Raw genomic sequence first — 14,577 nt, 5'->3', positions numbered from 1 at the left:
GTCGGGGGATGCCGCGCGCAGCCGTCACCGTCGTCGTCCTGGCCGGTGGCCGGTCGACCCGGTTCGGCGCCGACAAGCTCGCCGCCCCCCTGCGCGGCACGACGATGCTCGACCAGCTGCTCGACACCCTGCCGCCCCCCTGGCCGGTCGTGGCGGTCGGCGCCCCGCGAGAGGTCCATCGTGCGGTCACCTGGACGAGCGAGGACCCGCCCGGCGGCGGCCCCTTCGCCGCGGTCCTCGCCGGGGCGGCCCTCGCCCGCACCGACCTCGTCGCCGTCGTCGCCGGGGACATGCCCGACGCCGCACCCGCGCTGGTCCGACTGGCCGACGTGCTCGGCTCCGCCGGCCCGGAGGTCGAGGCCGCCGTCGCCCGCGACGGCGAGGGGGTGCCGAACCCCCTGCTCGGGGTCTACCGGACCGGCGCGATGACGCGGTGGACCGGGCAGCGCTCCACCGGGCTGCCGGCCCGCACCCTGCTCGAGGTGCCGCACGTCGAGGTGGCCGTCGCGGGCGCCGCGTCCCGCGACGTCGACACCCCGGCCGACCTCGCCGCGCTGGAGGGCGACGCCTAGCCTCGGGGGATGAAGGCCATCACGATCCCCGAGCCCGGCGGGCCCGACGCGCTCGTCCCGTCCGACGTCGACACCCCGGAGCCCCGCTCCGGCGAGGTGCTCGTGCGCGTCGCCGCGGCGGGCGTCAACCGCGCCGACACGATGCAGCGACAGGGGCTCTACCCGCCGCCGCCCGGGGAGTCCGAGGTGCCCGGGCTCGAGGTCAGCGGCACCGTGGAGGCCCTCGGCGCGGACGTCACGGGCTGGGCCGAGGGCGACGAGGTGTGCGCCCTGCTCGCCGGGGGCGGGTACGCCGAGTACGTGCGCGTCCCGGCGACCCAGCTGCTACCCGTCCCGGCCGGGGTGTCGCTGGCGGATGCGGCCGCGCTGCCGGAGGTCGCCTGCACGGTGTGGTCCAACGTGTTCCTCACGGCCAACCTCCAGCCGGGCGAGACCCTGCTCGTCCACGGCGGGTCCTCGGGCATCGGCACGATGGCCATCCAGCTCGCGAAGGCCGTCGGGGCCACGGTGGCGGTGACGGCGGGGACGCCCGCGAAGCTCGACGCCTGCGGCGCGCTGGGCGCCGACATCCTCGTCGACTACCGCGAGGAGGACTTCGTGGAGCGCGTCAAGGAAGCGACCGACGGCGCGGGCGCGAACGTCGTCCTCGACAACATGGGCGCGAAGTACCTCGACCGCAACGTCGCCGTGCTCGCGACGAGTGGCCGGCTCGTCGTCATCGGGCTGCAGGGCGGGCGCGTCGGCGAGCTCGACCTGGGGGTGCTGCTCGCCAAGCGCGCAGCGGTCGTCGCGACGTCGCTGCGGGCCCGGCCCCTGGCGGAGAAGGCCGCCATCGTCGCGGCGGTCCGGGAGCACGTGTGGCCGCTCGTCGAGGACGGCGTCGTGCGGCCCGTCGTGCACTCGCGCCACCCCCTGGCCGCGGCCGCCGAGGCGCACCGCGAGCTGGAGGCGAGCGGCCACATCGGCAAGATCCTGCTGACGGTGGGGTGACCCCGGACCCTCGGTGCGCTAGACATCGGGGATGACGACCGTCGCGCTCGTGCTCACCGCGCTCGTGGCGCTCATTCACATCTACATCGTCGTGCTCGAGATGGTGCTGTGGGACACCCCGCGCGGCCGGGCCGCGTTCGGCACCTCCCGAGCGCTGTCGGCGCAGACGACGGTGCTCGCCGCCAACCAGGGTCTCTACAACGGGTTCCTCGTGGCGGGGCTGGTGCTCGCGCTCGTCGGGCCCGTCGACCACCGGTTCGCGTTCGCCGTCTTCACCCTCTCGTGCGTGCTCGTCGCCGGCCTCTACGGCGCGGCGACCGCGAGCCGCCGCATCCTCGTCGTCCAGGCCCTCCCGGCCGCCCTCGCCCTCGGGGCGTGGCTGCTCAGTTGACCTGACGCTCGCGGCCCTCCCAGTACGGCGCGCGCAGCTTGAACTTCTGGAGCTTGCCGGTGGCGGTACGGGCGAGCTCGTCGCGGAACTCGACCGAGGTCGGAGCCTTGTAGCCGGCTGCCCGCTCCTTGCACCATGCGACGAGCTCGGCCTCGGTCACCTCGGCGTCCGGCGCCAGCACGACGAGCGCCTTGATCGTCTCGCCCCACTTCTCGTCCGGCACCCCGATGACCGCGACCTCGGTGACCGCCGGGTGGCTGAAGATGACGTCCTCGACCTCGACCGAGGACACGTTCTCGCCGCCGGTGATGATGACGTCCTTCTTGCGGTCCGAGATCGTGAGGTACCCGTCCTCGATGGTGCCGCCGTCGCCGGTGTGGAACCAGCCGTCCTCGAGCGCCCGCGCGGACTCCTCGGGCTGGTCCCAGTACCCCTCGAGCACGACGTTGGAGCGGGCGAGCACCTCGTGGTCGGGCGCGAGCCGCAGCGACACCCCGAGAGCCGGGGCGCCGGCCCGCACGAGCTTCGCCGCCCGCTCCTCGGTGGACAGGTCGTCCCACTCGGCCCGGGTGCGGTTGATCGTGAGGAGCGGCGAGGTCTCGGTGAGCCCGTAGATCTGGATGAACTCCCAGCCGAGCTCCGCCTCGACCCGCGCGACGGTCTGCGTCGGCGGAGGCGCCCCGGCGACGATGATCCGCACCCGGCCCCGGCCGGGCAGGTCGCCCTCCCACGTCGTCGCGGCGTCGAGCACCGCGTTGACGACCGCGGGGGCCGCGCACATGAAGGTCACCCCGTGGTCGCGGACCCGGCGGAGGATCTCGGCGCCGTCGACCTTGCGCAGCACGACCTGCTTCACCCCGAGGCCGGTGGTCGCGAAGGGCATCCCCCAGCCGTTGGCGTGGAACATCGGCAGCGTGTGCAGGTAGACGTCGCGGTCGGTGACGCCGGCGTGCAGCGCGAAGGTGAGCGCGTTGGTCCAGATGTTGCGATGCGTGATCTGCACCCCTTTGGGCCGGGCCGTCGTCCCCGACGTGTAGTTGATCGTCGCGGTGGCGTTCTCGTCCCGTTCCCAGGGGGCGGCTTCCGCGCCCTCGGCGGCGAGGACCGCGTCGTCGTCGCCGAGGACGAACCGGTGCTCGGCGGTGACGCTCCCGAGCGCGGCGTCGATCTCGGGGTCCACGAGCAGGACCCTGGCCCCGGAGTGCTCGACGATGTACCGCACCTCGTCGGGGCGCAGCCGGAAGTTGACCGGCACGAGGACCCGCCCGGAGCCGCACACCCCGAAGAACGCGACGAGCATCCGCGCGGCGTTGTGCGACACGATCGCGACCCGGTCGCCCACCCCGACGCCCAGCTCGTCGAGCCGCGCGGCCTGGCGCTCGGCCAGCGCCGCGACCTGCGCGTACGTGAGGTCGGGCAGCGGCTGCGCCACCTGGTCCGGCTCGTCGACGACCCCCACGCGCTCGCCGTAGACCGTGCGCGCACGGTCGATGAAGTCGGACACGGTCATCGGGACCAGCATCGGTCTCCCTCTCCGTCGCGGACTGCTACCGCCGTCATCCTTGCACTCCCGGCCAATACCCGGTATACCTATCTCTCGTTCGCACGGAATACCCGGTATACAGCCGGAGGGAGCAGGTCCTCATGTCGGTCCGCCTCGGCCTCATGGCCCTCCTCGCCGAGGGCCCGTCCTACGGGGCCCGGCTGCGCTCCGACTTCGAGCAGCGCACCGGCGGCACCTGGCCGCTCAACGTCGGGCAGGTCTACACGACGCTCGAGCGGCTCGTCCGCGACGGCCTCGTCGCCCAGGACGAGGAGGCCGATGCCGAGGGACGCATCTCGTACCGGCTCACCGACGCGGGCGTCGCCGAGCTGGCCACGTGGTGGACGACCCCCGTCGACCGGACGAGCACCCCGCGCGACGAGCTGACCATCAAGCTCGCGCTCGCGGTGACCGCCCCCGGCGTCGACGTCCACCGGGTGGTCCAGAGCCAGCGCACCTCGACCCTGCGCCACCTCCGCGACCTCACCCGGCTCAAGCGCGACGCCCTCGAGCGGGCGGAGGGCGCCGGCGCCGGTCCCGACCACGCCGACGCCGAGCACGGGCTGGCCTGGCTGCTCGTCCTCGAGAACCTCGTCTTCGCGGCCGAGGCCGAGGTCCGCTGGCTCGACCACGTCGAGTCGGTCCTGGCCCGGCACGCCGTCGCCACCGCCCGCACCGCGCGCCTGCGCGCCACCGATGCACCAGCACCCGCCGACCTCGTGCCGGCCGCCCACGAGGGGAACCTGTCATGACCGCTCCGCACGTCGTCCTCACCGACGTCACCCGGGTCCACGGCGCCGGCGAGACCGCGGTGACCGCGCTCGACGGGGTCTCGCTCGAGATCCACCCCGGCGAGCTCGTCGCCGTCATGGGTCCCAGCGGCTCCGGCAAGTCGACCCTGCTCAACGTGGCCGGTGGGCTCGACCGGCCGACCGGCGGCACGGTGACGATCGGCGGGGAGGACCTCGTCACCCTCGCACCCCGGGACCTCGCGAAGCTGCGCCGCCGCCGGATGGGGTTCGTCTTCCAGGACTACAACCTCATCCCCAGCCTCACCGCCGCCGAGAACGTCGCCCTGCCGCTCGAGCTCGACGGCACCCGGGCCCGCCTCGCGCGCCGCCAGGCCCGGCACACGCTGGGTCTGATGGACCTCATGGACCTCTCGGACCGCTACCCCGACCAGATGTCCGGGGGCCAGCAACAGCGCGTCGCGATCGCCCGGGCCCTCGTCGGGTCCCGCCGGTTCGTCCTCGCCGACGAGCCCACCGGTGCGCTGGACAGCCACACCGGCGAGGAGGTGCTCCGGGTTCTGCGCGAGCGCTGCGACGACGGCGTCGCCGGCCTGCTCGTCACCCACGAGGCCCGGCACGCCGCATGGGCCGACCGGGTCGTCTTCCTGCGCGACGGCCGGGTCGTCGACTCCACCGGGGGCGCCGAGCGCGCCGAGGACCTGCTGGCCGCCGACGGTGCCCGATGAGCACCGAGGCGCCACCCCGTGCCGAGGCGTCGGTCACCCACGGGCGCCCCGCGTCGGCGACGTCCGAGCCGGGCCGGTACGCCCAGTGGCGCGCCTCCTGGGCGGTCGCGCTGCGGATGGCGCGCCGGGACGTCCGCCGGCACCGGGGGCGCTCCGCCCTCGTCGTCGTCATGGTGCTGCTGCCCGCGCTGCTGCTCTCGGCCGTCGTGACGCTGGCGTACACCTCCGACGTCACCGGGCCCGAGCGGATCCCATCGGCGATGGGCACCGGGCAGGCGCTGCTGGAGGGTCCCGAGGACTTCGCCCTCGCGCACCTGCCCGAGCCACACGCCGGGTCCTTCCAGTTCGACCGCGAAGCACGGCCCATCCCGGGCTACGACCGCCAGCAGTCGGCCTTCGGCAACGCCGACGCGGTCGCCCGGCTCGTCGGGTCCTCGGTCGCCCCCTACGAGCGCTTCGGGGTCCGGACCTCGGTCGGCGACCGGCGCATCTCGCTCGAGGGTCTCGCGCTCGACGGACGTATCGGGCTCGGTGACAAGCTCCGGCTCGAGTCGGGTCGCTGGCCGGCGCCACCGGCGTCCGACCCGTCGGCCCCGCTCGAGGTGCTCGTGACCGGTGCGTGGACCGCCCGGGACCTCCCGGACACCGGCTCCGTCGCCGCCTCCCTCGACGGGGTCGAGCGCACCCTCACCATCGTCGGCACCGCGCGCGCCCTCGAGACCTGGTCCGCTCCGGGCATCGTCACCGCGGGGCCGGTCAGCCAGGGGGTCGTCGGCAACGGAGCGTGGATCGTGCTCGGGGACGACCCGGTGACCTGGACGGACGTCCAGACCCTCAACGAGTACGGCTTCCGGGTCACCTCGGCCGACGTGCTGCGGAACCCGCCCGCCACCGCCGAGCTGCCGGAGTCACTGCGCGACATGTCGGCCTCGGACGGGCAGCGGACCGGTCTGATGGTCGCCCTCGCGGCAGTCATGCTCCTGGTCTCGACGACCCTCCTCGTCGGGCCGGCGTTCGCGGTCAGCGCCACCCGGCAGCGTCGCACCCTGGCGCTCGCCGCGAGCAACGGCGCCCACACGCCCGTACTACGCCGCACCGTGCTGGCCCAGGCACTCGTCCTCGGGGTCACGTCCGCCGTCCTCGGCGTCATCCTCGGCGTGCTCGCCGCGTACGGCGTGGTGCGGTGGACCGCGGACGCCGCCTACCCGCCGTTCCCCGGCCCCTTCGACGTGCAGGTCCCCACGTTGCTCGCCGTCGCCGCCTGCGCCACCGCCTCCACGCTCGTCGCCGCCCTCATCCCCGCCCGGCGGCTCGGCCGGCTCGACATCGTCGGGGTCATGCGGGGCCAGAGCGTCTCGCCGCGGCCCAGCGTGGCCGTCTTCGTCGCGGGGGTCGTCCTGGCCGCCGTCGGGGCCGCGCTCACCCTCGGCGGCACCGGCGTCGTCGACCTCCGCGGCATCGCCCCGACCGTCGTGTCCGACAACGGCGAGACGTTCGTCGTCGTCGGGGCGGTCGTCCTCATCGTCGGCTCGCTCCTCCTCGTCCCGGTCGTCCTCACCGGGGTCGGGCGTCTCGGCGGGCACCTGCCGACGTCGCTGCGGATGGCGGCGCGGGACCTCGCGCGGCACCGCGCGCGCAGCGCCCCGTCGGTGGCGGCCGTCCTGGCCGTCGTGGCGGGCCTGACCTTCGGCCTCACCGGTCTCGAGAGCGACACCGAGCAGCGACGCCTCGAGTACCTCCCCGCGACGATCCCCGGCGAGGTCCTGCTCTCGGTGTGGGGCGACCAGGAGATCGACGCCGGCACCGTCCAGGACGTCGCCCCGGGGCTGATCGTCATGCCGAACACCACCTTCGTCGGGGACCCGACGATGACGTCGATCGACCCGCCGACCGAGCCCTACCGCGTGCGGTTCGTCAGCATCGTCCCGCAGGGGTGCACCCCCGAGCAGACCCTCGGCTGGCTCGCCACCGACGCGGCCGACGAGCGGTGTCTCGTCGCCGGCTCACAGGGCCTGGGCTCGGGGACCGTGCTCGTCCTCCCCGCCGACGAGCTGGTCCGCCGCCTGCAGCTGACCGGGGCCGACGCCCAGCGGGTCCGCGACGGCGCCCCCGTGCTGACCACCGCAGCCACCGGCGACACGGTGCGGGTCGTCAGCGGCAGCTACCCCGTCGACCCGCAGGCCGAGGACCCCAGCGCCACCACCCTCGACGTCGACGCCGACACCGTCGTCCCCGCCGTCCGGGTGCCCGTCACCCGCGAGAACTCCGGCCGGATGCTCGGAGCCACTCTCGCCTTCGCGGCCGGGAGCCCGACGGCGGCCGGCTGGGAGACCGAGGTCTCGTCGTGGACGATCCGCGACGTGGGGGGCGCCGCCGTGCCGGACCGGGTGGTCGAGCAGGTCCGGCAGACCTTCGGCGACGAGGTGACGGTTCACCGCGAGGACGGGTTCCAGCGCGACGACCGGGTGGTCGTCGGCATCCTGCTCGCGGTGTTCGCGCTGCTCATCCTCGTCGTCACCCTGACGTCGACGGCGCTGACCCTGGCCGAGCAGCAGAGCGACCAGGCGACCCTGGCGGCCCTCGGGGCGACCCGGGGCACCCGGCGCGTCATGGCCGCGGCGCAGGCCTTCCTCCTCGCGATCGTCGGCTGCGTCCTCGGGGTCGCGGTCGGCATCGTCCCGGGCATCGCCATCGCCCGGCCGCTGACCAGCGTCGGATGGGACCCGCTCACCATGGAGTCGGTCCACGGCGAGAGCATCCTCGTCATCCCGTGGGGGCCGCTGCTCGTCGTCGGCCTGCTCGTCCCGGTGCTGGCGGCCGGGCTCGCAGCGGCCGGCATCCGCCGCGCCCCCCAGGTGACCCGCCGCTCCACCTGAGGCCGCCCTCCTCCGTGGTCCGGACCCGCCGCGGAGGCCGGTAGACTGGGTCGCTGCACAGGGTCCTCGTGCGCCGTTGGAGGCGGGTTCGGCGCACCACCGCTTCGCCCTACCCGGGCGCAGGACCCAGGAAGCACGACCCATGTCTCCCCTTGCCAGCTACCGGCGCCTCTTCACCCTCGCCGGACCCCTCTACGTCCTCGTCGCCTTCGTCGGGCGACTCCCGCTGGCGATGAGCCAGATGGGCACCCTCCTTCTCGTCGCCGGCACCACCGGGTCCTACGGCCTCGGTGGCGGCGCGGCCGGCAGTCTCGCCGTCGCCAACGCCGCCGGGGCCCCGGTGGCGGGTGCACTGGCCGACCGTGTCGGGCAGCGCCCCGTCGTCCTCGTCCAGTCGATCGCCGGCGGTCTCGCGCTCCTCGCCCTCGTCGCCATCGCCCGCGGCGACGGGTCCGCAGCCGCCGTCATCGGGGCCGCCGCGCTCGCCGGCGCGGCGATGCCGCAGATCGGCCCGCTGGCGCGGGTCCGGTGGCGGCCGATGACCCGGGCCCAGGGCGCGCACCAGCCGCGCCTCATGGAGACCGCCTTCTCGTACGAGGGGGCGGCCGACGAGGCCTCGTTCGTCATGGGCCCGGCCCTCATCGGCGTCGTCGTCGTGCTCGCCAGTCCCGGCCTCGCGGTGGGCGTCGCGGCGGTCCTGCTCCTGGGGTTCGGCACCGCGTTCGCCATCCACCCCACGGCCCGGCTCGCGCACGCCCACCGGCCCACCGGCCCGGTCACGGGGCGGGTCGTCACGTCGACGTTCGTCGTCCTGCTCCTCGCCCAGCTGCTCATGGGGGTGGTCTTCGGCTCGGTCCAGACCGGCACGACCGTCCTCACGACGGCCGCCGGGCAGCCCGGCCTCGCAGGGCTGGTCCACGCCACGCTGGGGGTCGGGTCGGTCATCGCCGGCCTCGCGGTCGCCGGTCTCCCGGCGCGTTTCGGCTTCCCGGGCCGGGTGCTGGTGACCGCGATCGGCCTCGCCGTCCTCGCCCTGCCCCTGCTCGTCACCGACACCGTGCCGCGCCTGTTCGCCGTCGTGCTCGTGCTCGGCTTCGTCATCGCGCCGTACATGATCAGCGTCTTCGTCCTCGGCGAGCGCGCCGTCCCGCCCGCCCGCGTCGGCACGGCGATGACCCTGCTCGCGTCGGTGACGGGCGTCGGCTACGCCCTGGGCTCGGCGGTCGCCGGGCGGCTGGCCGACCTGCACGGACACCCCGGCGCCTTCGCGGTCACCGTCGCCGCAGGGGGTGCGGCCGCCCTCCTGGCGGCGACGTCCCAGCCGCTGCTGCGCCGGGTCACCCCACGGACCGCCTGACAGGAACGTCGACGAAGTTTCGACCCAAGTGCATCCGGATCGGCGTCCGGACGGAAGAGGTGGTGTCAGTACCCATCGAGAGAGGTTCGTCATGCGTCGAGTCATCGCAGCCTCGGCGGTCGCCGCGGCCGCTGCTGCCCCCCTTCTGTTCATCACTCCGGCCTCCGCGGCCGACGACGCCAGCGTCGTCGTCGTCCACGGCGTCCCCGACCTCACCGTCGACGTCTACGGCAGCGCCGACGACAGCTACTCGGCGGAGGAGGCCCTGCTCGAGGACTTCGAGCCCGGCACCGTCACCGACCCGGTCGCACTCCCGGGCGGGACGTACAACCTCGCCGTCTTCGCCGCGGGCGACGACCCCGCCGGTGACCCGGCCATCGAGCTGAACGACGTCGAGGTGCCGGCCGGTGCCAACATCTCGGTCGTGGCCCACCTCGACGACTCGGGCAACCCGGTCCTCACCCCGTTCGTCAACGACATGAGCCCGACCGCCGCCGGCGAGGGCCGCCTCGTCGTGCGGCACACCGCGGCCGCACCGGCCGTCGACATCCTCGCCGGTGGCGACGCCGTGTTCAGCGGCCTGACCAACCCCAACGAGGAGAAGGCCGACCTCGCGGCCGGCACCGTCTCGGCCGCCGTCGCGCTCGCCGGCACGACCGACCCGGTCATCGGCCCGGCCGACGTCACCATCTCCGAGGGCGTGGCGACGGTCGTCTACGCCTACGGCTCGGCCGAGGACCAGACCCTGGACCTCGCGGTGCAGACCATCGACGGCCTGCACTCCGCCCCGTCCGGCGTCCCGTCGGGCACCGCGGACCTCGCCGCCGACACCACGCCGGTCGCGCTGACCGCCCTGGCGCTGATCGCCGCCGGTGCGGCGGCCGCCATGGGCCTGCGCGCTCGCCGCGTCGGAGCCTGACCGAGCGACGGGCGGCCCGGGGTGCGACACTCCCCGGGCCGCCCGTCTCCGCACCCCCCGAGGTTGACGATGACCCCCACCACAGCCGCCCGCCGGTGGCAGCTCGGTTCGGCCGCCGCCGGATGCGTGGCGCTCCTCGCCGTGCTCGGCCTCGCCGGCTGGGCCCTCGGACGCCCCGAGCCCAGCGCAGGGAAGGGGCTCGCAGCGCTGTCCGCGCCCGCTGCCGACCCTCCCACTCCCAGCGCCGCGGCCGACCCGGGGCCTGCCCCCACCCCGTCGGTCCGTGCCACCGCCCGCGACGCCTCGCCCGCCGCCGCCTCGAGCGAGGTCGCACCCGCCCCGACGAGGCTGCGGATCCCCGACCTCGACGTCGACGCCCGGGTCCGCCCCGTCGGCGTCGAGCCCGACGGGGCGATGGTCATCCCGGCGGCCCCGACGAGCGTCGGGTGGTACCGCTTCGGGCCGGCCCCCGCCGACCCCGAGGGCAACACCGTCATCGCCGGCCACGTCGCCACCCGCGAGGACGGCCCCGGCGCGCTGGCCGCTCTCGCGAACGCCGAGGTCGGCATGCGGGTCGAGGTGGTCGACGCCGACGGCACGAAGCACCGCTACGAGGTGACCGGCCGGGAGGCGGTGCGCAAGCGCGCCCTCCCCGTCGAGACGATCTTCGCCCGCAACGGCCGCCCCCTCCTCGTCCTCATCACGTGTGGCGGCGAGTACATCCCCGAGCTGCGCAGCCACGAGGACAACGTCGTCGTCACCGCGACCCCGGTGGGCTGACTGCCCGGCCCGCGCAGAATCGCCAAACCGGTGGCGGCGCGGGGGTGGGACCCGAGACACTCAGCGGTGGACTCGAGCCCCACCTGACGCCACCGGAGGCACCGATGCAGTCGTTCCGTGCGGCAGCCGTCGCCGTGGGCACGGCCGTACTCACCCTCGCCGCCACCGCACCCGTCGCCGCATCGCCGCACCGCTCCGTGACCGCCTCCGCACCGACCGCGGCCACCATCGCCTCGCCCTCGGTCACCCGCATCGCCGGGGCCGACCGGTACGCGGCCTCGGCCGCGGCGAGCCGAGCGGCCTTCCCGACGGGCACGACGCCGGCGGTCGTCTACCTCGTCTCGGGCACCTCGCCCTGGGAGTCGTTCAGCGCGACCCCGGCAGCCGTGCACCAGGGCGGAGGTGTCCTGCTCACCCGCGCCGACGGCATCCCCTCGAGCATCGCCGCCGAGCTCAAGCGCCTCGCCCCCCGGTCGATCGTCGTCGTCGGACCCTCGTCGACGCTGTCGAGCACGGTCCTCAGCCAGGCGAAGGCCTACGCCCCCGACGTCCGGCGCATCGCCGGCACCAGCCGCTACCGGACCGCGGAGGCGCTGGTGCGTCACGCGTTCCCGGCCGGTGGCACGAGCCGGGCCTGGATCGCGACCGGGAGGGTGTGGCCGGACGGGCTCGTCGCCGGGGCGGCCGCCGCCGCGCAGCGAGCCCCACTGCTGACCGTCGACGGGTCCGCAACGACCCTGCCCGGCGCCACGGTGACCCTCATCGAGGACCTCGGCATCACCTCGATCACCATCGCCGGCGGACCGGCCGGGGTGTCGCGGGGCATCGAGACCCAGCTCCAGGGCATCCTCGGCGCCGCCAACGTCGCCCGGGCCTCGGGCGCGGACCGGTACGCCGCGGCGGCCCGGGTGAACCACCTCGCCTTCCCCGACCTGGCGCCGGGCACGGCGTACGTGGCGAGCGGCCGCGACGTCGTCGACGGGCTGGCCGGGGCCTTCCTCGCGGGGAAGAAGCGGCGGCCGCTGTACCTCACCGTGCCGTACTGCGTCCCCGCCGCGGTGCGTCCCGCGCTCGCGGGACCCACCACCACCCGGGTCACGCTCCTGGGCGGCGAGGGGTCGGTCCGCAGTCTCGTCGGCACGCTCGAGGGCTGCCGCAGCATCGTCACCGCCTCCAGCCGGTGGGTGCTCGTCAACAAACGCAACCCGCTGCGGCCGACGTCCTACGTTCCCGCGGGGCTCGTCGTGCCGAACGTGGCCCACCACAACAACGCGAGGCTGCGGTCCGACGCGGCCGCGGCGCTGACCCGGATGTTCTCGGCCGCGCGCGCGGAGGGTGCGGGCCGGATGGCCATCGCCAGCGGCTACCGCTCGTACAGCACGCAGTCCTCCGTGTACTGGAACCGTGTCGCCACCCACGGCCGGGCCTACGCCGACCAATGGATCGCCCGACCGGGACACAGCGAGCACCAGACCGGCCTCGGCGTCGACATCGCGCCTGTCGGCACCTCGTCGTGCAGTGTCCACAACTGCATCGGATCGACCCCTCAGGGCGCCTGGCTCAAGCGCAACGCCTGGCGCTTCGGGTTCGTCCTGCGTTACGAGAGCGGCTACACCCCCGTCACGGGCTACAACAGCGAGCCCTGGCACTTCCGCTACGTCGGCACCCCCCTGTCCACCGCCTACCGCAAGGGCGGCTGGCACTCCTACGAACAGTTCCTCGGTGAACCGGCGGCCCCGACGTACTGAGCCCCCGGCTCGATCGGCAGGGCAGGATGGGGGTATGAGCGAGAACTCCGAGCCCGAGACCGACGAGGCAGCCGCGGACACCCGACGCCAGGTCCCCGCGACGGTCGTCGGCGACGCCGACAAGGTCGTCGTCGTCACCCCCGAGGGCATGGGCGTGGCCCCCCGCGAGGCCGTCCCGAAGGGGGCCTCCCGCGGCGAGGACGGCCGCGCCGGGAGCGACGAGAAGCGCCCGACGAACCCCGCCGACCTCGTCGAGCAGCCGGCCAAGGTCATGCGGATCGGGTCGATGGTCAAGCAGCTGCTCGAGGAGGTGCGCAGCGCACCCCTCGACACCCAGGGCCGCACCCGGCTCGCCGAGGTGCACGAGCGCTCGATCGCCGAGCTCAAGGACGGCCTGGCCCCCGAGCTCGTCGAGGAGCTCGAGCGCATCGCCCTCCCCTTCAGCGACGACGCCCCCACCGACGCCGAGCTGCGGATCGCCCAGGCCCAGCTCGTCGGCTGGCTCGAAGGGCTGTTCCACGGCATCCAGACGGCGCTCGTCGCCCAGCAGATGGCGGCCCAGGCCCAGCTGCAGCAGATGCGCGCGCTGCCGCCGGGGCACCACCCCGGCACCACTCCCGGTGCCGGCCCGGGCAAGGGGATGACGATGCCCCCGGGGCAGGGCGGCGCCGAGCCCGGTCACACCGAGGGCACCGGCCAGTACCTCTAGTCCGCCGCGCGACGGGCAGCCCGCCGCCCGGGAGGCGGGCGCAGCGGGTCCTGGCCGGGCCGCGCCCGTAGGCTCGGCAGCGACGAGAAGGGTCGTGCAGCGATGACGGACACCACCGACGCCATGCGGGCCGTCGTCTACGACGCGCCACGGTCCTTCGCCGTGCGGGAGGTCCCCCGCCCCACCGCCGGACCGGGCGAGGTCGTCGTCGACGTCGACCTGGCCGGCGTCTGCGGCACCGACCACCACCTCCACGAGGGCGGCTTCTTCGCGGCGTTCCCCCTCACGCCGGGGCACGAGTCCACGGGGACGGTGCGCGAGGTCGGCGCGGGCGTCGAGCACCTGGTTCCGGGCCGGCGGGTCGCCGTCGACAACGCCTCGGTGTGCGGCCGCTGCTCCGAGTGCTCCCGCGGGAACCACCTGTTCTGCACCGAGTTCCATTCACTGGGGGTCAACGCGCCGGGCGGGTTCGCCCAGTCGCTGGTGAGCCCTGCCTTCAAGGTGTACCCGGCCGACGACCTGCCCGCCGACGTCGCCGTGTTCGCCGAGCCGCTCGCGTGCGCCGTGCACGGGATGGACGTCCTCGCGCTCCGCCCCGGCGCCGACGTGCTCGTGGTCGGAGCGGGCACCACCGGGTTGCTCCTGGCCCAGCTCCTGCTGCACGGCGGCGCGGGCCGGGTGACGGTCGCCGCGCCGACCCCGTTCAAGCTCGAGCTGGCCGCGTCCTACGGGGTCGACCGGGTCGTGCAGGTGACTCGCGACGCCGCCGAGACGGCCCGGACCCTGGCCGCCCTGCAGCCGGCCGGGTTCGACGTGACGGTCGACGTGACCGGGGCCGCGGCGGTCGTCCAGACCCTGCCGGGGCTCACCGCGGACAACGGCACCGTCTTCGTCTACGGGATGTGCGACGAGGACGCCCGCGTCGCATGGAGCCCCTACGACGTCTTCCGGCGGCAGCTCACCGTCAAGGGATCCTTCGCCCAGGTGAACTGCATGGACCGGTCGCTGGCGCTGCTGCGCTCGGGCCGGGTCCGCACCGACGGGCTCATCACGCACCGCTTCCCGCTGGCCGAGTACGGGGCGGCCCTGCACGCGTTGCGGCACGACCCGACGAGCCTCAAGGTCGTCGTCGAGCCCGGTCGCTGAGGCGTCGCTGCAGCGGCGCCGTCACGGCCCTCGACGTGCGGTCTTCGGACGCCACGACGCGACTTGGGT

The 14,577-nt window shown here is 74.8% G+C and carries 13 protein-coding genes; 12 read left to right on the top strand and 1 reads right to left on the bottom strand.

Annotation, left to right across the window (positions count from 1 at the left end; translation table 11 throughout):
• Positions 1-8: 8 nt before the first annotated feature.
• The 3 genes from Q0963_RS15770 to Q0963_RS15760 are packed head-to-tail and all read left to right on the top strand — an operon-like array spanning position 9 to position 1,953.
• Complete coding sequence (locus tag Q0963_RS15770; protein ID WP_299447905.1) at positions 9-572, top strand: molybdenum cofactor guanylyltransferase; 564 nt, start codon at positions 9-11, stop codon at positions 570-572.
• 9 nt (positions 573-581) lie between these two features.
• Positions 582-1,562: an NAD(P)H-quinone oxidoreductase gene (locus Q0963_RS15765; protein WP_299447903.1), complete on the top strand. Its 981-nt coding sequence runs from the start codon at positions 582-584 to the stop codon at positions 1,560-1,562.
• A gap of 31 nt (positions 1,563-1,593) precedes the next feature.
• Positions 1,594-1,953, top strand: a complete 360-nt coding sequence (locus Q0963_RS15760) for a DUF1304 domain-containing protein (RefSeq protein ID WP_299447901.1) — start codon at positions 1,594-1,596, stop codon at positions 1,951-1,953.
• Here the strand turns inward: Q0963_RS15760 and Q0963_RS15755 are convergent.
• Complete coding sequence (locus Q0963_RS15755) at positions 1,946-3,463, bottom strand: AMP-binding protein (protein WP_299447899.1); 1,518 nt, start codon at positions 3,461-3,463, stop codon at positions 1,946-1,948. The two genes, Q0963_RS15760 and Q0963_RS15755, sit on opposite strands and share 8 nt — an antisense overlap.
• A 134-nt stretch (positions 3,464-3,597) precedes the next feature.
• Here Q0963_RS15755 and Q0963_RS15750 point away from each other — a divergent pair, with 134 nt between their 5' ends.
• From Q0963_RS15750 to Q0963_RS15710, 9 genes are all read left to right on the top strand, one after another.
• Positions 3,598-4,248 (top strand): PadR family transcriptional regulator, encoded by a 651-nt coding sequence (locus tag Q0963_RS15750; protein WP_299447897.1) that lies wholly within the window; start codon positions 3,598-3,600, stop codon positions 4,246-4,248.
• The gene (locus tag Q0963_RS15745; protein ID WP_299447895.1) at positions 4,245-4,973 is read left to right on the top strand and encodes an ABC transporter ATP-binding protein; all 729 of its coding nucleotides are present in this window, start codon (positions 4,245-4,247) and stop codon (positions 4,971-4,973) included. The genes Q0963_RS15750 and Q0963_RS15745 overlap by 4 nt, the downstream gene beginning before the upstream one ends.
• Positions 4,970-7,849: an FtsX-like permease family protein gene (locus Q0963_RS15740; protein WP_299447893.1), complete on the top strand. Its 2,880-nt coding sequence runs from the start codon at positions 4,970-4,972 to the stop codon at positions 7,847-7,849. The genes Q0963_RS15745 and Q0963_RS15740 overlap by 4 nt, the downstream gene beginning before the upstream one ends.
• A 142-nt stretch (positions 7,850-7,991) precedes the next feature.
• A complete protein-coding gene (locus Q0963_RS15735; protein WP_299447891.1) occupies positions 7,992-9,206 on the top strand; it encodes an MFS transporter in 1,215 nt (404 codons plus the stop codon).
• A gap of 91 nt (positions 9,207-9,297) precedes the next feature.
• A complete protein-coding gene (locus Q0963_RS15730; RefSeq protein WP_299447889.1) occupies positions 9,298-10,125 on the top strand; it encodes a DUF4397 domain-containing protein in 828 nt (275 codons plus the stop codon).
• A gap of 69 nt (positions 10,126-10,194) precedes the next feature.
• The gene (locus tag Q0963_RS15725) at positions 10,195-10,905 is read left to right on the top strand and encodes a class F sortase (RefSeq protein ID WP_299447887.1); all 711 of its coding nucleotides are present in this window, start codon (positions 10,195-10,197) and stop codon (positions 10,903-10,905) included.
• A 104-nt stretch (positions 10,906-11,009) separates the two neighbouring features.
• On the top strand, positions 11,010-12,653 hold the full coding sequence (locus Q0963_RS15720) for a D-alanyl-D-alanine carboxypeptidase family protein (RefSeq protein ID WP_299447885.1): 1,644 nt from the start codon (positions 11,010-11,012) through the stop codon (positions 12,651-12,653).
• 34 nt (positions 12,654-12,687) lie between these two features.
• Entirely contained in the window at positions 12,688-13,362 is a 675-nt protein-coding gene (locus tag Q0963_RS15715) for a bacterial proteasome activator family protein (protein ID WP_299447883.1), read from the top strand.
• A gap of 102 nt (positions 13,363-13,464) precedes the next feature.
• Positions 13,465-14,508, top strand: coding sequence for a zinc-dependent alcohol dehydrogenase family protein (locus Q0963_RS15710; protein ID WP_299447882.1), 1,044 nt, complete (start codon positions 13,465-13,467; stop codon positions 14,506-14,508).
• Positions 14,509-14,577 lie beyond the last annotated feature (69 nt).

This window comes from uncultured Phycicoccus sp. (genome assembly GCF_947495705.1).
GTDB lineage: Bacteria > Actinomycetota > Actinomycetes > Actinomycetales > Dermatophilaceae > Phycicoccus.
Note: the sequence above shows the minus strand (reverse complement) of the source record. Positions and strands in the feature narration are given on the sequence as shown.